General features: G+C 40.4%; 16 protein-coding genes. 6 read left to right on the top strand and 10 right to left on the bottom strand.

The features are described 5' to 3' along the window. The 3 genes from ORQ98_RS29815 to ORQ98_RS24915 form a co-directional block, all read right to left on the bottom strand. On the bottom strand, positions 1–85 hold an 85-nt coding region (locus ORQ98_RS29815), incomplete at its 3' end, for a transposase DNA-binding-containing protein (protein ID WP_483414578.1). Positions 86–369: 284 nt separating this feature from the next. Further along, on the bottom strand, positions 370–2,106 hold the full coding sequence (locus ORQ98_RS24910; RefSeq protein WP_274691535.1) for a thiamine pyrophosphate-binding protein: 1,737 nt from the start codon (positions 2,104–2,106) through the stop codon (positions 370–372). 52 nt (positions 2,107–2,158) lie between these two features. Beyond that, entirely contained in the window at positions 2,159–3,760 is a 1,602-nt protein-coding gene (locus tag ORQ98_RS24915; protein ID WP_274691536.1) for an FAD-dependent oxidoreductase, read from the bottom strand. A gap of 131 nt (positions 3,761–3,891) precedes the next feature. Here ORQ98_RS24915 and ORQ98_RS24920 point away from each other — a divergent pair, with 131 nt between their 5' ends. Continuing rightward, positions 3,892–4,944, top strand: a complete 1,053-nt coding sequence (locus ORQ98_RS24920; protein ID WP_274691537.1) for a helix-turn-helix transcriptional regulator — start codon at positions 3,892–3,894, stop codon at positions 4,942–4,944. A gap of 534 nt (positions 4,945–5,478) precedes the next feature. Beyond that, positions 5,479–6,066 (top strand): TetR/AcrR family transcriptional regulator, encoded by a 588-nt coding sequence (locus tag ORQ98_RS24925; RefSeq protein ID WP_274691538.1) that lies wholly within the window; start codon positions 5,479–5,481, stop codon positions 6,064–6,066. 123 nt (positions 6,067–6,189) lie between these two features. Here the strand turns inward: ORQ98_RS24925 and ORQ98_RS24930 are convergent, their stop codons facing one another. Beyond that, positions 6,190–8,127, bottom strand: a complete 1,938-nt coding sequence (locus ORQ98_RS24930; RefSeq protein ID WP_274691539.1) for an ATP-binding cassette domain-containing protein — start codon at positions 8,125–8,127, stop codon at positions 6,190–6,192. An 82-nt stretch (positions 8,128–8,209) separates the two neighbouring features. Between ORQ98_RS24930 and ORQ98_RS24935 the strand changes: the two genes are divergently transcribed. Next, positions 8,210–8,761 carry a TIGR02444 family protein gene (locus tag ORQ98_RS24935; protein ID WP_274691540.1) on the top strand — a complete coding sequence of 184 codons (552 nt, stop codon included), beginning with the start codon at positions 8,210–8,212 and terminating at the stop codon, positions 8,759–8,761. Positions 8,762–8,849: 88 nt separating this feature from the next. Here ORQ98_RS24935 and ORQ98_RS24940 read toward each other — a convergent pair whose 3' ends face one another. Continuing rightward, positions 8,850–10,217, bottom strand: a complete 1,368-nt coding sequence (locus ORQ98_RS24940) for a hypothetical protein (protein WP_274691541.1) — start codon at positions 10,215–10,217, stop codon at positions 8,850–8,852. A 551-nt stretch (positions 10,218–10,768) separates the two neighbouring features. Between ORQ98_RS24940 and ORQ98_RS24945 the strand changes: the two genes are divergently transcribed. Next, positions 10,769–11,545 carry a ParA family protein gene (locus ORQ98_RS24945; protein WP_425347714.1) on the top strand — a complete coding sequence of 259 codons (777 nt, stop codon included), beginning with the start codon at positions 10,769–10,771 and terminating at the stop codon, positions 11,543–11,545. A gap of 275 nt (positions 11,546–11,820) precedes the next feature. Beyond that, positions 11,821–12,519: a BamJ family beta-barrel-assembly machinery protein gene (gene bamJ / locus ORQ98_RS24950; RefSeq protein ID WP_274691542.1), complete on the top strand. Its 699-nt coding sequence runs from the start codon at positions 11,821–11,823 to the stop codon at positions 12,517–12,519. Positions 12,520–12,584: 65 nt separating this feature from the next. Here bamJ and ORQ98_RS24955 read toward each other — a convergent pair whose 3' ends face one another. The 4 genes from ORQ98_RS24955 to ORQ98_RS24970 form a co-directional block, all read right to left on the bottom strand. Further along, positions 12,585–13,619 (bottom strand): WD40 repeat domain-containing protein, encoded by a 1,035-nt coding sequence (locus ORQ98_RS24955; RefSeq protein ID WP_274691543.1) that lies wholly within the window; start codon positions 13,617–13,619, stop codon positions 12,585–12,587. Between the two features lie 97 nt (positions 13,620–13,716). Then, the gene (locus tag ORQ98_RS24960) at positions 13,717–14,154 is read right to left on the bottom strand and encodes a heavy metal-responsive transcriptional regulator (RefSeq protein ID WP_274691544.1); all 438 of its coding nucleotides are present in this window, start codon (positions 14,152–14,154) and stop codon (positions 13,717–13,719) included. A gap of 124 nt (positions 14,155–14,278) precedes the next feature. Beyond that, positions 14,279–14,761 carry a sigma D regulator gene (gene rsd / locus ORQ98_RS24965; RefSeq protein ID WP_274691545.1) on the bottom strand — a complete coding sequence of 161 codons (483 nt, stop codon included), beginning with the start codon at positions 14,759–14,761 and terminating at the stop codon, positions 14,279–14,281. Positions 14,762–15,137: 376 nt separating this feature from the next. Beyond that, on the bottom strand, positions 15,138–15,650 hold the full coding sequence (locus ORQ98_RS24970; RefSeq protein ID WP_274691546.1) for a disulfide bond formation protein B: 513 nt from the start codon (positions 15,648–15,650) through the stop codon (positions 15,138–15,140). 145 nt (positions 15,651–15,795) lie between these two features. Between ORQ98_RS24970 and ORQ98_RS24975 the strand changes: the two genes are divergently transcribed. Further along, positions 15,796–16,215, top strand: a complete 420-nt coding sequence (locus ORQ98_RS24975; protein WP_274691547.1) for a flagellar basal body-associated FliL family protein — start codon at positions 15,796–15,798, stop codon at positions 16,213–16,215. A 56-nt stretch (positions 16,216–16,271) separates the two neighbouring features. Here ORQ98_RS24975 and ORQ98_RS24980 read toward each other — a convergent pair whose 3' ends face one another. Continuing rightward, positions 16,272–16,487: a ribosome modulation factor gene (locus ORQ98_RS24980; RefSeq protein ID WP_274691548.1), complete on the bottom strand. Its 216-nt coding sequence runs from the start codon at positions 16,485–16,487 to the stop codon at positions 16,272–16,274. Positions 16,488–16,528 lie beyond the last annotated feature (41 nt).

Below are 16,528 nucleotides of genomic sequence, written 5' to 3' on the forward strand. Positions count from 1 at the left end.
AAGCAACAATACTTTTAAAGCGATTTGTCAAACGCTGATCTTTAAATACACACCCTGATAGCTCATCATTTAGCCACGAAGCCATTGTTAGTTTACCCAGAAGTCCTTTTTGGGAAGCTAACGTGACATAACCTAGTATTCATTGCAAGTTTATGGGTAATTAAATGCCACAGATGGTGTGAATGCAGTTAAGGCATGGAGTATTTAACTGTCACCTCAATCACCTATTATTTATGGGCTCATGGGGCCTCGCCATTCGATGGCCGCACCTAAAAACTATTCGTATTGGGTATATTATTTCATTTTATCATTTTTTATTTGTTCTATAGGTTTAGTTCGTTTTACAGTTAAACCTTCAATGATTAGAGATTAACCTGCCAGTTTTCGGTAAATTGCCCGACTGACCATTTTTAATTGTGTTTTTAACGGGAATCGCTTTAAGTTAGTAGTAACAACCCCATCGGTAAATCGAGTGCGTTTGCTGTAGTCAATTGCAATGTCCACAACCACTGGTTTATTTTCACTCGCTAAGGCTAGTGCCTGTTGCAATTTTTCAGTAATTACATCCTCACCTTTAATCCGTATGTATTCACAACCTGTCGCAACAGCCAATTCTGAAAATTTAATCGCTCCTAGCTGTGTACAGGTTTTCCGATTATAGGGTATCTGCTGGGCCTGGGCAATTTGTGCTAACTCACCATCATTGAATATTAAATAAATGACACCCAATTGATAATTAGCTGCTGTTGTTAATTCCAATCCACTCATTAACAGCGCACCATCACCAACCACAGCAATAACCATTTGCTCAGGATGGGCAAGTTTAGTCGCAATAGCAGCTGGAACCGCATATCCCATACAATTAAAATCAGTGGGGGAAATAAAATGTCGCCCTTCATGGATAGGCATTAGCTCTGCAGTTAAAAAGGTATGATTGCCATCGTCCGTTATAATAAATGCGTCGTTTTCAACTAAAGTACGTAATTCTCTAAATAAAGCTGCAGGGTTTACTCTTTCATTACTATAGTGAGCTAACCATTCAGTGAAATAGCGTTGCTTATAATCCTGGATACTACCAGCCAACTCTGTATAATTTCTTGGTGAGCCTAGCTTTTCTAATTCAACCAATAATTCAGACAACACTTGTCCTGCATCACCTTCAATTGTCACTGTTGCTTGATAGTTTTTATTAAAAACCTGAGGATTGATATCCACATGAATCAGTTTATCTGGTACAGGCAAACCATAACTACCAGTGGCTATTTCTGCAAACCGGGTCCCTATAGCTAGCAAACAATCGCATTGTTTAAATGCCTCCTCTGCTGCAGGCACTGATGCTGGACCAAACCCCATTCCTGTATGAAGCGGATGGTTAGCAGGAAAACTACTTAATCCCTGTAAAGTAGTTGCTACAGGTGCTGATAAATATTCAGCAATTGATTGTAATGTCGACACTGCAGCCACCGCACCCCAACCAACAAATATACCTGGCTGTTTTGCCTCAACCAACATGGCTACAGCTGTATTAATAGACTTAAGCGTATCACTTGTTAGTGCTGCTGGTGGCAGAGGCTGATAGTTAGTTATTTTTTCCACTACTCCTGTTTCTAATTGAATATCAACCGGTATTTCTATAAAAACTGGGCCAGGCTCACCAGTAGTCGCAATATCATAAGCCTTATATACTGTTTCTATAATTTCTGACTGTTTTTGGATATGAAAAGTGGCTTTAGTAATAGGTGCTAACAACTCATGTTGCCGTATGTCGTGTAGTTGATAGTGAAATTCACCTTGGCAACGAATCCCTCCACTAATCACCAACATGGGGATACCATCCAGGTAAGCTTCGGCAATTCCACTGGCAGCCTGAGTAATACCTGCCCCCGGTACAATAACTAATACTCCTACTTTTCCAGTAGTACGGCTGTAAGCATCGGCCATAAAAGCGCCATTACCCTCATGGGTAACCAAAATAGGCGTAATCTGTTTAGAACTGGCTAACTCGTCATATATCTCGGTGTTATGTACACCAGGTATGCCGTATGTAAAGGTTATCTGTAATTGTTCTAAAGCGTGCCTTAGTAACCATGCACCTGTTTTTTTCATTTTTCTACTCTTCCCTAACAGTGTTTCTTACTGACGATCCTGAGGGGACTCTTTACTGTGTTTTTATAATATTAGCTGCTGCATTCATTGCAGTTAAAATACATCCAGTTAAAAAAGTTCCTTCTAAAGAGCGCTTTCCACACATACCTCCACCACCAAATCCTGCTGCCTCCCCTACTGCGTACAAGTTTTCAGCCACTTGATGATTTTGCTGTAATACTTGGCTGGCTAAGTTAGTTTGAATGCCACCAAGGGTTTTTCGTGAAATTAAATGGAGCTTAATTGCCATAAGTGGGTAAGCTTTGGGATCATCAATCGGTTTTATCTGACAAGTTCTTACTCTGTCTCCACGCCAGGTGCGCAACTGCTTTATCCGTCGCAACTGATCATCATTGTAAAACTGCTCACCTCTATTAATATGTTGATCATAGCAATGAATAGTATTTTTTAAGGTGTGACCACTTACATTAAAGCTCCCTGATATTTCATTCATCTTATTTGCCAGCTCAATAATACTACTTGCTATAACTACATCATCCGATTGCCGAACCAAATATTCTACTAACTGATGATTGCCTCGAAGACTTTCCAGTAAAAACTGGATTAGCTTTCTGTCACGTAGTGATGGATTATGCTCAGCCCCCGAAATGGCAAGTTCTTTTAGTGCAATTCGTTTATTTAATACCTGCCAAGTATAACCTGCTGACTCCCTAGCCACTTGCTGGCATAAAAAATGAGTGTCATAACCAGTAATTAATGGTTCTGGTCCAATCCGTTCACCTTTAGCGTTTAACCATAATGCTGATTTTGCAGGAATCAAGCTTAAGCCATGACCAGCAAACAGCGGTGTTGGATGGTGAATACCCGCAGCATAATTCCACATTTTATCTAAATGAGTAATGTTACCACCTAGCTGTTTTACTTGGTGATGCATACGACCATCTGCAGCAGGATGCGAGCCATTGAGCAACCCCTTTGGCTCACTGCCAATTCTCCAGAGCTTTTTTACTTGCTCAAGATTACCTGCGACTCCCCCGGCAGCCACTACTAATGAATGGCAGCGATAGTGATGAGTTTGACCAGACCCAATAACAGCACTTAGCTCATAAATACCTGAAGTATCTTGGCTAATGCTCTGGACAGTATGCTGATATCTGATTGATAGTTGTTGTGTATCATTTTGCTGACTAATACCAGCTATTAGCTGTGAGATAAGTCGATTACCAGTACCCCATAATATGTGATAGCGGGGTACTGAATTACCTGGAATATACAGCCCTCGTTCAACCCACTGCACTACGGGAAAAAAACGCAGCTTTAGCGACATTAGCCATTGCCAGAGTTTAAATGAAGACTGTATATAGTGTTCAGCCCACTGCTGGGGCCAGTAATCTGCTGAAGTAAATTCTGCGAAGTTTTGCCAGTCTTTACTGGCCAGTTCCTTACTGTCTTTTATTCTATTGACCTTCTGTAGTGGTGTATCTACTAGTAGCATCCCCCCAAAAGCCTGTCGCGCTAACCCACCCAAACATTTGATTGAATTTTGTTCAACAACAAGAATACTTCCTTTATAAGGAGAGCGTAAAAGCTCATAGGCTGTCACCAGCCCAGCCAGCCCACCACCAATAATTATCGTGTCATAGTAGTTGTACATAATAAGTAGTGATATAAAAGTGTTATGTAGAAGCTAATCACTGCTAAAAAGTATTAATATCCCTAAATCAGTTTTCTTGATAAATAAAGCGTGATACTTTCATTAAAAACTGTCGATAGTAAATTTTGCCTATGGCACACCAAACTATTAATAGTCAAAAAATTAAAAATACTCTTTCAGCAACTACCTTTGATGACCAAGCGAACTATAACGATTTAGGCTTAACAGGCTCAGTAGAAGCATTTATCAGCGAGCTTTATCGTGCAGCATTACACACTGCACCTAAACACTTTTATCACTCTTCCCTGACTAAATTAACAGAAATCACGGAGTCTGATGCTGCAATCTGGTGCTATGGGCACATTGCGACAATGAGCTTTCACACCTATACGACAGTTGGTGTTCCTGTTAGCTTTGCTAATCGCTTGATTAGCAATTGGGCAGTTAACCCAATTTTAACCTCATTGATTCGTCATGCAGAGCAACCTATCGATATTAAAGACTTTATTTCAGATGAAGTCTTTTTTCAGTCAGCTTGCTATCGAGACTGCTTTAGGCCTTTTAAATTAAAGCGAGCACTTAGTTCTATTGCTTTCAACTTTAAGAGTGGGTTCTTCGACTTACTCACCATTTACCGAAAACGCCAAGAACATACCTATAATAACCACCAAAAACAGCTACAAACACGATTAAGCTATCACCTTCGACAGGCAGCTAAATTACATAAAGAATGTATAGTAGCCAGCAACCAACAAGCCAGGAAGTACAACAATTGCTCACTGGCGCTATGTGACTCGAAAGGTTTTATTTACTATCACCAACCAAATTTTTTAACCTTGCTAGGAAATGAGTTCAAACAGCAAAGCTCCCACCAGCTACCCGAAATCATGAACGTAACAGATGAGCAGCAGCTTCAGCTAAGTGAAATTACTGCATACATACAACCCTTGCTACCTTGGAAAATTGTTGCAATAAGAAAAAATGGAGCACTGGATAAATTATCTTGCAGACAACAACAGATTGTTCAATTATTGACCCAAGGGTTTTCTTACAAGCAAATAGCTATCAAACTAAATGTCGCACCATCAACAGTGGCTAATCACTTATATCAATCCTATAAAAAACTCAACATCACAAGTCGCAGCCAGTTACAAAATATTTTGGCAACAATATCTCAAGACTGAAATGACATAACTCACCTTCAAAAAGATAGTAAACAACCATACAACACTTCATGTAACAAATTGGAAGATTTTCAGTATAGTCACTACATTAATCTGTTTTTTTTTATGGTTGTTTCTCAGAAATTCATTCACAGGTCGTGTAATTTTGCCACCTATCAGTCTTGCATGATCACTCCTTAATAAAGTGTGAACCACCGGCTCTGTTAATGTGAAGTGTTAGCAAACCGCTATCATGAAATGTTGCCAAGCCGCAATTTATGGATAATGTCATAAATTTGAGGTGTTACCACAAATTAGGTCACTGTCTAAATTAAGGTTTTTGACTGACTAAGGTAGTGCAGGGCTCTTGGTAGACCATAAATAATTAAATGACCACAAACCCTAAAGGTGAAATTAACTGGCTGAGCTTATGTAAAAATATAACTCCTTTAATAAGGTGTTACGCATAAGCATGCACATAAAAACTATATCCACTGATATGAGTATAAATGTTAGTTAATTTGGTCTGAACAACAAAAGTAAGATGAGGTTTCTATGGGCCGTCCTATAGAGTTCAACAGAGATGAGGTCCTTGATCAGGCCCTCGAAGTCTTCTGGAATACTGGCTATACAGCCACTTCTGTAGCTGATCTGGTCGACGCCACAAGCTTAAAGCCAGGCAGTTTATATGCAGCCTTCAAAAGTAAGCGTGGCCTTTATATGGCTGCAATTGACTGTTATGCGCAACGCCGGTTGGATAAACAGGTATGTTGTTTTGAGTCAATCGACTCTCCATTAGCAGCTATAAAGCTTTACTTTGAACAACTAGCCGCTGACATTTTGCTGGATAACGACTCAAAAGGTTGCTTTTTAGTAAATACATTACTTGAAGTAGCTCCCCATGATGAAGGTATCCACCAAAAAGTAAGTAGTTATTTAAGACAAATAGAAGCTGGCTTACGCCATATGATTGAGAAAGCACAAAAGTGTGGCGAGATTTCAGCAGAAAAAGATCCAAAAATTTTATCCCAATTACTAATGTTAGGTATCACTGGTTTACGAGTACTTACAGGCACTAAGCCTGACAAACAGGACTTGGATCGTATTTTAGCTCAATTACTAAGCAACTTAACGAGCCAATAGACGTAGTTACATGGAATTTTCTAAAACAAGCACTGTTATAATTAATTAAACAGTGCTTGTTTTTTATTCGAACTAAAGGGCACCTCTAATACTCACTGTGGTTTGCTTAAAAACAGGATTCCCTTAACTCAATTGATGCGTCATGGTTTCTAGTTCTTCCTGAGCCATCATCCAGTCATCTTCCAATAATTGCTGTTGTTTTTTTAGTTGACTTTGCTCATCCAATAACTGGCGTAACTTCCCTTTATTTTTTTCCTCATATAAAGACGCATCACCCAGGTTTTCACTCAAAGCTTCAAGTGCTTGCTCTGTCTTGTGAATATCAACTTCAAGCTGCTCTACTTTTTGTTTAAGCGGCCTCAGTTGGCTGCGAATTGCAGCTTCTTCCCGCTTTTGTTCCTTTCGAGACTTTGCAGCCAACTTAGTTTGTACTTGCTGACCAGAATCTTGTTGTTCAGTACCATCATTAACCTTTGCAGCTTGTTGTGCTTTCTTCTGTTCTATTAACCATTTGCTGTATTCAGATAAATCTTGCTGATAAGGCTTTACTTCCCCATTACTTACCAGCCATAGGTCATCTACCGAGCTATTTAACAAATGACGATCGTGAGAAACTAATACCACTGCACCTTCAAAGTCTTGTAAAGCTTTGGTCAGGGCAAAGCGCATATCAATATCCAAGTGGTTGGTAGGCTCATCCAATAGAAGTAAATTCGGTGACTGCCAAGCAATTACCGCTAAGGCCAAGCGAGCTTTTTCGCCACCAGAGAAATTCTCAATGGTGGCAACAGCCTGATCACCTATAAAATTAAAACCACCTAAAAAATCCCGAATCGTTTGCTCTGATACAGTAGGTGATAGCCGTTGGATTACCAGAAGCGGAGTAGCTGAAATATCTAAGGCATCCAAATGCTGCTGAGCAAAATAGCCTATTTTTAAGTTTTGTCCCTCCAGTTTTTGGCCTGCTTGAACAGACAGTTGACCTGCGAGGGTTTTAATCAATGTGGATTTACCTGCTCCATTTGCGCCAAGTAAACCTATTCTCGCTCCAGGTTGAATATTAAGATTAACTGAACGCAAAACTATTTTGTCAGGGTAACCTAAATCGGTTTTTTGTAGTTGCAGTAGTGGGTTAGAAACCCGACTGTTGTCGCCAAAAGTAAATGAAAATGGGCTATCCACATGGGCTTGGGCAATTCGCTCTAATTTATCCAAAGTTTTTAACCGGCTTTGCGCCTGTCGTGCTTTAGATGCTTTGGCCCTGAATCTATTTATAAACTTCTCCAGGTGAGCAATTTCTCGCTGTTGCTTTTCATATAAAGACTGCTGCAAAGCAAGCCGCTCTGCCCTAATTCGCTCGTAAGCCGAGTAGTTTCCAGAATAACTATGAAGTTGCTGGTGCTCAAAGTGAATGACCTGACCTACGACATTATCAACAAAGTCTCGGTCATGGGAGATTAGCAATAAAGTACCTTGATAACGTTTTAACCACTCCTCCAACCAGATAATTGCATCTAGATCTAAGTGGTTAGTGGGTTCATCTAATAATAAGATGTCTGAACGACACATCAGTGCTTGGGCTAGGTTCAGTCTAATCTGCCAACCACCTGAAAAAGTATTTACTGGCTTCACATATTCTGATGGGCTGAATCCTAAACCTTGTAATAATTGCTCTGCTCGATAGTGTGCAGTATAGCCATTGATAGCATCTAATTCGGCATGAATATGGGCTACTCGTTGATGATTCTGCTGCTGCTCAGCCTGTAACAAAGATGTTTGCAATGCTCTTAATTGAACATCACCATCAATAACATATTCAACTGCTGCTCGATCACTACTGCCTACCTCTTGCTTCATATGAGCAATACTTGCTTTTTCAGGCATCAGCAAGTCACCACTATCAATAGTGAGTTGACCTAGCAGCATTGCAAAAAAGCTTGATTTACCAGAGCCGTTGGCTCCAATTATTGCTACTTTCTGGCCATTATGGATAGTTGCACTGACTTTAGCCAATAGCTGCTTGTGGCCACGATATAATGAAATTTTTTCCAACTTGATCATAGTCAGGCATTATCCTAGAAAAGTTAGGAATATGCACCTACATAAGGGCACCTCTCAGATAAACCTCAACCTAGGAGTTTAAGTGAACCTTGATACCATTCCTCAAGTCTCAACAGCAGCTAATCCTTTCTGGCAGTTTTCATGTGCTGTTTACCAACAACCTAAAGTCGCTAAAACTGCTTTACATTTTCAAGACAATTGGCAATTAAGTATTAATTATTTATTGTTTTGTAGTTTTTGCAGCCTTCATAACAAACAGCTTAGTCAGTGCAATAGCCTACAGTTGTGGCAACAGCTGGCCCAATGGCATCAAGAATATACATTGCAAATAAGGAAACTACGGCAAAAACTTAAAGGTTATAGTACAGATGAAGAAGGAAGTTTACTCTACCAATTAATTAAACGAATGGAATTACATTTTGAATACCACGAGCAGCAAATTCTTTTCCGTCATTTCAACGAACTTGATCAAGTTAGCCAGAAAAAGCCTGCTGATCTATTTATTACCAATACATCAAACTATCTTAATAGTATTAATCAATTTCCATTTCAAGAGTTACTAACAGCTCTTTCAGCATGGTTTAACGAAATAACGCAATATTGGCAAACAATCTCAGCAAAAAGGCAGAAATAAAAACGCGAAATGGGGTTAATTACCCCATTTTCGCCAGCCACGGCATCAGCTTTCAGTACCTTTAACAGGCAGTCATACCTGCAAAGTGCTACAAATCTGTTGCCGGATCAAAAATACTACGAATATTGTCGTCTGATGAATCATCAGATTTATCTTCAGGCGTAGATTCTTGCTCTACTACTTGTGGCTCTTCTTCTACTACAGGCTGCTCAGTCGTTTCAACTACTTCTTCAACTGACTCAACTACTTCAGCTTCAGGTTTTGCTTCAACAACCTCAAAACCAGCTTCATCAGTTAATTGATCTAACAATGACTCCTGAGTTGCCTCGGGAGCAGCAACTTCAGTTACTTTTTTCTTGGGTGGACGACCACGACGACGTGGTGCAGCTTCTTTCGCTTCAGTAGTCTCTGCTTTTTTTGGACGACCACGACCGCGTTTTACTGCAGTGCCTGCTTCAGCGCTAGCAGCTTTTTTCGGACGACCTGGTCCACGCTTAGCAGTGGTTGCTGCTTCAGCAGTAGCGGCTTTTTTCGGGCGACCACGACCACGCTTGGCTGTTGTAGTACCTGCTTCAGCAGTAGCGGCTTTTTTCGGACGGCCAGGGCCACGCTTAGCAGTGGTTGCTGCTTCAGCAGTAGCCGCTTTTTTCGGACGACCACGACCGCGCTTGGCTGTAGTACCTGCTTCAGCAGTAGCGGCTTTTTTCGGACGGCCAGGGCCACGAGCGGTAGTCGCTGCTTCAGCAGTAGCCGCTTTTTTCGGGCGACCACGACCACGCTTAGCGGTAGTCGTGGCTGCAGCTGTAGTCGCTTTTTTCGGGCGACCTGGGCCACGCTTAGCGGTAGCCGTTGCTGCAGCTGTAGCCGCTTTTTTCGGGCGACCACGACCACGCTTAGCGGCAGTCGTTGCTGCAGCTGTAGTCGCTTTTTTCGGGCGGCCTGGGCCACGGCTAGCTGCAGTTTTCGCTGACTTCTCAGCTTTTGCAGCTTCTTTTTTAGCTATTTTAGCTTCTTCTTTGGCTATTTCCTTTTCTGCAACAGCCAGTGCCTTAGCGCGTATTTTCTGATACTTAGCATTCTGTTTAGCTTCAGCCTGGATTTGCTTCATCTCGTCAAAAGATGTTTTTAACTGATCAAGCTCATCTTTAGATGTGCTAACTGCCAACTTCGCTTTTTCAAGCTGGTTAATTGCAGTTGCTGTCTTCTTCAGCTTAACTTTTGCCTGAGCAGCTGCTTGGCGAGCTCTTGCTTTCTCGTACTTAGCTTTAACCTTAGCTATTTGTGCTTTAGCTTTAAGGCTATTTTTTTCTGCATCTGCAAGGCGCTTCTCTTTTGCTTTTTCAAGCTGAGCCTGCAGTTTATCTATTTCCTGTTGTATTGTAATAACGGGGTCAACCGCCTTAGCAGCAGCTTTCCGTTGAGTTACCTTTTTTTTGACTGGCTTCTTGGCTGGCATTTTACATCCTCATCGAAAAGTGGATAAAAGAATTATACGATTAAAACAATTAATATCCATATTTAATGGAAAAAAATATTATTTTTTTTGCTAGCTTATCGAAAATTAATCCTCAACTGCAAATCTTTAATGAGAAAACTGCCACATGAGTCCTGTAATAGCCTCCATTCAATTGAGGTATCTCTGCCTATGTTTAATATTCACTATATATACCCAACGTGCAGGGTATTAGAAACCAGCAAGACAATACACTAAACCATGGGTCGAAACAGGCTAGCCATGTAAGCCAAAATACCAAGAAGCCTCTATCGTCTATTCATTAATCCTACTCAAGTACTAACAATAATTTAGCTCATCAAGCAATAGAAGCCTGGTTAAATATACTTCAAACCTTTAATAGTCAATACCCATATAACTCAGCTGCCTTTTAATAGACAACCAATTGCAAGATAACAATCATTTTGCAACAAATTTGGTCAATACTTGTTCTTATAGGAGCAATTTTCTGTGCTCCTGCCAGCTTTCATACCTGACTATTATGAGGACCCTTCATGATCAAGCGAGTAGTTTTTAATCAAAAAGGAGGCGTAGGAAAATCAACTATTGCCTGTAATCTTGCAGCCATTGCGGCAGCCCAAGGTAAACGCGTGTTACTCATTGACCTGGATAGCCAACGAAATTCTTCTTGTTACTTACTTGGACACCAATACAACAGTAGCCTATCTACTGTAGCAAACTTTTTTGAGCAGAGCTTATCCTTCAGTTTGGGCGGTTTAAACCTCAAGGATTACACCTTAAAAACTAACTATCCTAATTTGCAGTTAGTACCCGCAGCAATACACTTAAGCGACCTACAACATAAACTAGAAACCCGGCATAAAATATACAAACTTAAAGAAGGAATTGACCGGCTTGAACCCTATTTTGATGAGGTTTATATAGATACCCCACCAGCATTCAATTTTTATACATTATCAGCCTTGATTGCTGCTGATAATTGCTTAATTCCATTTGACTGCGATCAGTTTTCCCGCCAAGCACTAACTGATTTATTAGCAAATGTTACGGAAACCCAGGCAGACCACAATGAGAAATTAATAGTTGAGGGAATTATCGTCAATCAATTTCAACCACGTGCCAAGCTACCTCAACAACTGGTTGATGAGTTAATTGTTGAACAATTACCAGTATTAAACGCTTATATTTCTACTTCAGTAAAAGTGAAAGAGTCTCACCAAGCTTCAACTCCACTTATTCACTTTGAACCAAAACACAAAGTTACTCAGGAGTTCTGTCTACTATATGAAGAATTAAGCACAGCCGCCTGATTGGCTTTTAGCTCGTTATCAAGATAACCCTATAGGCGAACTTTTGCCTTTACTGCGACTCAAAGGCAAGATATGGTTTGAGCGAAGGAGTTGACCACCCTATACCCAAACCGCAGGGTACAGTACATACCCTAGGTACCTATACCCTAGGAAAGAGTAACGTGCTAGGTCATAGCAGTATGACTGATCGAAGTATGATTAATCATAGTGACGCATATCGATCGTAATGATCAAAGTGGTCAATAGTAATAATGTAATGAGATAACGAGATGACAATGAAATTTAAAATGCTTGCCGCTGGCATTCTGCTAGCTTCCACTTCTGTAGTTGCTATTGCAGAATCTAAAGCTGTCGAGCTGAAGGATGAAAAACAAAAATTAAGCTATGGCCTAGGGGTTATCTTGGGTGAAAGACTTAAAGCTGATTTTGATTCAGTCGATGTCAAAGCCTTAGCGAAAGGCGTTGAAGACTCTATTCAAGGTAAAGAGCCTGCTATTCCTCAAAAAGAGTTGATGGCACTGATTCAAAAAGCCCAGCAAGAAAAAGCTCAGGCAGCTCAAAAAGAATATGCAGCTAAAGCTGAAACCAACCGCAAACGCGGTGATGATTTCTTAAAAGAAAATGCAAAAAAAGATGGCGTAAAATCCACTGAATCCGGGCTGCAATATAAAGTATTAACGGCTGGTAAAGGTGAAAAACCTAAAGCAGAAAGCACAGTGGTTGTTCACTACGAGGGGCGTACTCTGGACGGCAGCATCTTTGATAGCTCTTATGAGCGCAAAGAGCCAGCAAGCTTTGGAGTTAAACAAGTTATTCCTGGCTGGACCGAAGCATTGCAACTAATGGGGAAAGGATCCAAGTGGGAACTTTATATTCCCTCAAAACTAGCTTATGGGCCAGGTGGTTTCCCTCCTAAGATTGGTCCAAATGAGTTGTTAGTATTCAAAGTTGAGCTGGTAGATATTAAGAAATAACTGATATTCAGATAAAAACTGCCACTTGATAATGAGTAAAAGTGGTGGTTTTTATGACAACCTGCTTATTTTTTTAACAAATAAGCATAACCATTTGATCCTAACGCATAATAGGTTCCCATTTTTTCTCCAAATGCAACAGACTGCATAGCCACCCCCGTTGGTAGCCACCAACTTCTTTTCGATACAGTCCAGCGCTTTAGAATTTTTTTATCCTTAACTTGGTAAAGCTTAATTTCACGATTATTCGAACCAGTTAATAATTGAGACGAGTCTACAGAAAATCTAGCACTGGTATAGGTATCACCACGCTGCATCCAGTGTACATACTCATTTAGCTCATGAACTAATTTACCAGATCCAGTTTCTCTGATTTGTGCTAAGCCACTTTGGGCACTGATAAAAGCATAAAAACCATCAGGTGATAACTCTACCGTCGTAATTTTATTTCCTAAATCCCAACTATGGAGCATTTCACCAGTATTTAAATTCCATAATTTAGCCGTAAAATCATCAGAACCTGTTATTCCTAAATCACCGCCAGCTGAAATAGCAACATCATTCACTCTATCTTCATGTTCAACCGTACGAACTATTCCACCTTGCTTGATATTAAAAACAATGGCTCGTGTATCACTACTAATTCCCAAGAAGGCTAGGCCACCATCTTGTGTTAAGCTCAGACTGGAGACTTCTCCAGGTGCTTGCCAATAAGCCAAGGATTTTCCCGTTGCCAAGTCCCATAGAACAATAGTTCGCAAATCATCTACCGTTGCGGCAACTAAATTATTTCCAGCAACATCGACTGAAACCAAGTTACTTAGCTGTTCTTTGGCATGATTCCAGTCATAAAGACGCTCTGATTTCGGTAATTCCCAACAGCTTCCACCATGGTATATAGAGCCAATGACAGCATAATTGCCATCAGAAGACAGCGCCGAACTATAGTAACCCTGTAATGCCAGCTCCCAAAGCTTATCTTCGTCAGAACCTGTGCAGCCAGTCAACAACAACACCCAGACAATAATAATAGGAAGCTCTTTTAGCTTATAAGCAGTTAACTTCTGTTGTATGCGGCTCCATGCCTGACAGTAGAGCATGATAATTTTGATTTATAATCTGTTAGCAACGGGTTAAAGGTGCCCTTAAGTGTAGTATATCCTTTGGGAAGATCTGATAAGGAGAGGTGCTTTGTTTTCAATCTATTTCATCACCACTTACCTGACGAAAGGCTATGGCTTTTAATAGGTGACAATGTTCGGGTGTATCAGCCTCAGAGTGACAATCACTCATCAGCCCTTCAAGAGCTTGTTTAATTTGTAGTAAGTCTGCTACACGCTTTTCAATATCAATTATCTTTTCTTTTGCAACTGCATGAATTTGCTGGTGTTGATTAGCTAAACCTGGAGTATGGCTCAAATTAAGCAATTCTTTTATTTCTTTTAATGAGAATCCAAGTTTTTTTGAGCGTATAACAAACTGTAGACGGTTAGTATCTGCTTCGGAATAAATACGATACCCCGAAGCTCTACGATGAGGGGATGGTAATAAGCCTTGCTTCTCGTAATAACGAATAGTATCAACTGTTACATTACAGTTTTTTGCCAATTGACCAATGGTAAAGCCCCGTTCCATAGCACGACTCCAAGCCCGAAAATTTCACCAATTGTCATGATTTTACCACTACACTGGCAACTATCCGACCAAATATAAGCCTGATGCTATAAGCTAATCCAACTAAAGCGAGTTGCTTTGAAGACTAAACCACTAACTCCTTATGAGCATTATGTAAAACTTCTATCAGTTGATCTTCCAGAGTAAACCTTTCTTCAAGTACTTGGCCTACCACTGAAAGTTGGGAAGGAAATTGATCAATTAGGTCATTACAATGAGCAGCTGTATCAAATTTATCATTGAAATTTAAAAGCATTTCAGTAGTAGCCTGAATTTTCGGATAAATTTTCCCTGCCAGTTCCAGCCCCCCATCATTGAACTCTTTACCTTCTTTTAATAACTGCTCATACACTTCAAAGTGACCAGCGGATATATAGTCTACTAAAATCTGGCAAAATGCTTGGATTTTTTCCGGTAGAACCTCACTTTCAACTTCACTGTCAAAAGCATTCAAACCACTGAGCTTACAATAAATTACTAGTAACTCTTGTCTTTCATTTAACCAGCGATCGATTATTTCAGACACTCCTCCCCAGCGCTCTTTGGCAGTTTTACAACTCTCAAGCATCTTCTGTTACCCCACTATTTGTTGCTGTCTTGCTCTCACTTTCTTGGTTGCCAGTTTTCTTAATGTTGGCAAATACCGCATGCCATTGGTACTTAGCAGACTGCGTCCTCAGCCACTAAACACACTCCTGGCAGCACTAGCTTTATTCTTCAGCACTATAAGCCTGCTTCTCCATCTAAGCAGAGTTGGCTTATATTCGCTAGATTAGGCTAGAGCGATTTTTGCAGCAAGTAAAATAATTGATTGATAACTGACAAATTTGCTTGACAAAATCGTATTAAAAAAGCGTCTTGTAACTCAAAAAAACAAGGGGTAGGATAAACCGTTTAAACAACCAAAACAGTATTTAACTGAAGATAGTTTAATTGAAGAAAGCTTAACTAAAGATAGTTCGTGGCCTTCTTTGTCTGAAAACCTCAACCAAAGAAAATACTGCAAAGCAGATAAAGGCAACTAAAGTCCAGCCAGGAATACTTAATCCCAAGAACTCCCAAACTACTTTTGCACAGTCACCTGTGCCCGTTAGCATATGCCCTAGCACTTCAGTAAAGGGCAGTACATCCATCATATACTCAACACTAGGCATACACTCTGGTACTTGATCTGCAGGTAAGCTCTGCAGCCACAACTGCCTGGATGCTAAAGCAACACCAAAGCCAGAAAAGAGTAAGGCAATACCTCCATAGATACGATAGCCCTTATTTTCTGGTCCATGTAGTACAGCAATAAGACAGACTAAAGCAATTGCCATAAAAACGATTCGCTGCATAATGCACATTGGACAAGGCTCCATGCCAAGACCATGCTGCATATACAAAGCCCCTCCAAGTAGCGCCAAACAAACAGCTAAAGCAAGCAAAAATAAGAGTCTGGACTTAGGTAGTGTCATAGATAATTGCTCCCGCCTTAAGACACCTAATGGTTAAAATAGAGCTACACTAGTGTAGAGAAATACGATATGCAAGGGCCACATTTCTTGTTGTAGAGCGCCACTAACACATTAAGTTCACTTATTGCATAACCAAGGTGGGTTCATGCTTAAAAAAGCGCTTTTCTTTATCAATTTTTTGTTTATAAGCCTATGTTTAATAAGCTACCATAGTACTGCTGAAGAGGGTGATGAGAAAGGTGCTGTAGAATACATTGAACTTAAGCCCTCATTTGTAGTGAACTATGGTGAGATAAAAAGCCGACTGAAATATTTAAAAGCAGATATATCCGTTCGAGTGTATGGTAAAGATGCCGTTGCTAAGGTTGAGCAGCACATGCCTCTACTGCGAGATGGCTTGGTATTACTGTTTAGCCGCCAGCTTGATAAGAATATAAGTAATGCTGAAGGGAAAGAAAGCTTACGCCAAGAAGCACTAAAAATTATCCAAGATCGTCTCAAAGAGGAAGAAGGCAGACCTATTGTTGATGACTTATTGTTTACATCATTTGTAGTACAGCGCTAATCTCAAGACCATCTACTATCTTGCTATACATTTATTTTATCTACATAGTTAGACTACTAAGCAGCAGAGATACTTAGCTCATATTGATGCAAACCATCATCAAACCCTGCCTGCCATGCAGCAGCCAGCCTTTTATGCTGGTAGGGAGGAAGGTTAAAAATCGTCCGAATACCTGCCTGGTAGCCTTGCTGGTAAGCATTCGTTAAATCATCCAGCGAGCACTCCCCCATCTCACTGGTATCAGGCTGATCTGGCGCTTCCTTTTTAGTCATATCTGCCGCCCTGGGTATATTACTTTAGGGTAATAATAAAG

The organism is Spartinivicinus poritis, assembly GCF_028858535.1.
In the GTDB taxonomy this organism is placed as follows: domain Bacteria; phylum Pseudomonadota; class Gammaproteobacteria; order Pseudomonadales; family Zooshikellaceae; genus Spartinivicinus; species Spartinivicinus poritis.

What these genes read in the sequence shown, in the direction of transcription:
- ORQ98_RS24910 (WP_274691535.1), bottom strand. Translation starts at nt 2,106, where the DNA reads ATGAAAAAAACAGGTGCATGGTTACTAAGGCACGCTTTAGAACAATTA.
- ORQ98_RS24915 (WP_274691536.1), bottom strand. Translation starts at nt 3,760, where the DNA reads ATGTACAACTACTATGACACGATAATTATTGGTGGTGGGCTGGCTGGG.
- ORQ98_RS24920 (WP_274691537.1), top strand. Translation starts at nt 3,892, where the DNA reads ATGGCACACCAAACTATTAATAGTCAAAAAATTAAAAATACTCTTTCA.
- ORQ98_RS24925 (WP_274691538.1), top strand. Translation starts at nt 5,479, where the DNA reads ATGGGCCGTCCTATAGAGTTCAACAGAGATGAGGTCCTTGATCAGGCC.
- ORQ98_RS24930 (WP_274691539.1), bottom strand. Translation starts at nt 8,127, where the DNA reads ATGATCAAGTTGGAAAAAATTTCATTATATCGTGGCCACAAGCAGCTA.
- ORQ98_RS24940 (WP_274691541.1), bottom strand. Translation starts at nt 10,217, where the DNA reads ATGCCAGCCAAGAAGCCAGTCAAAAAAAAGGTAACTCAACGGAAAGCT.
- ORQ98_RS24945 (WP_425347714.1), top strand. Translation starts at nt 10,769, where the DNA reads ATGATCAAGCGAGTAGTTTTTAATCAAAAAGGAGGCGTAGGAAAATCA.
- bamJ (WP_274691542.1), top strand. Translation starts at nt 11,821, where the DNA reads ATGAAATTTAAAATGCTTGCCGCTGGCATTCTGCTAGCTTCCACTTCT.
- ORQ98_RS24955 (WP_274691543.1), bottom strand. Translation starts at nt 13,619, where the DNA reads ATGCTCTACTGTCAGGCATGGAGCCGCATACAACAGAAGTTAACTGCT.
- ORQ98_RS24960 (WP_274691544.1), bottom strand. Translation starts at nt 14,154, where the DNA reads ATGGAACGGGGCTTTACCATTGGTCAATTGGCAAAAAACTGTAATGTA.
- rsd (WP_274691545.1), bottom strand. Translation starts at nt 14,761, where the DNA reads ATGCTTGAGAGTTGTAAAACTGCCAAAGAGCGCTGGGGAGGAGTGTCT.
- ORQ98_RS24970 (WP_274691546.1), bottom strand. Translation starts at nt 15,650, where the DNA reads ATGACACTACCTAAGTCCAGACTCTTATTTTTGCTTGCTTTAGCTGTT.
- ORQ98_RS24975 (WP_274691547.1), top strand. Translation starts at nt 15,796, where the DNA reads ATGCTTAAAAAAGCGCTTTTCTTTATCAATTTTTTGTTTATAAGCCTA.
- ORQ98_RS24980 (WP_274691548.1), bottom strand. Translation starts at nt 16,487, where the DNA reads ATGACTAAAAAGGAAGCGCCAGATCAGCCTGATACCAGTGAGATGGGG.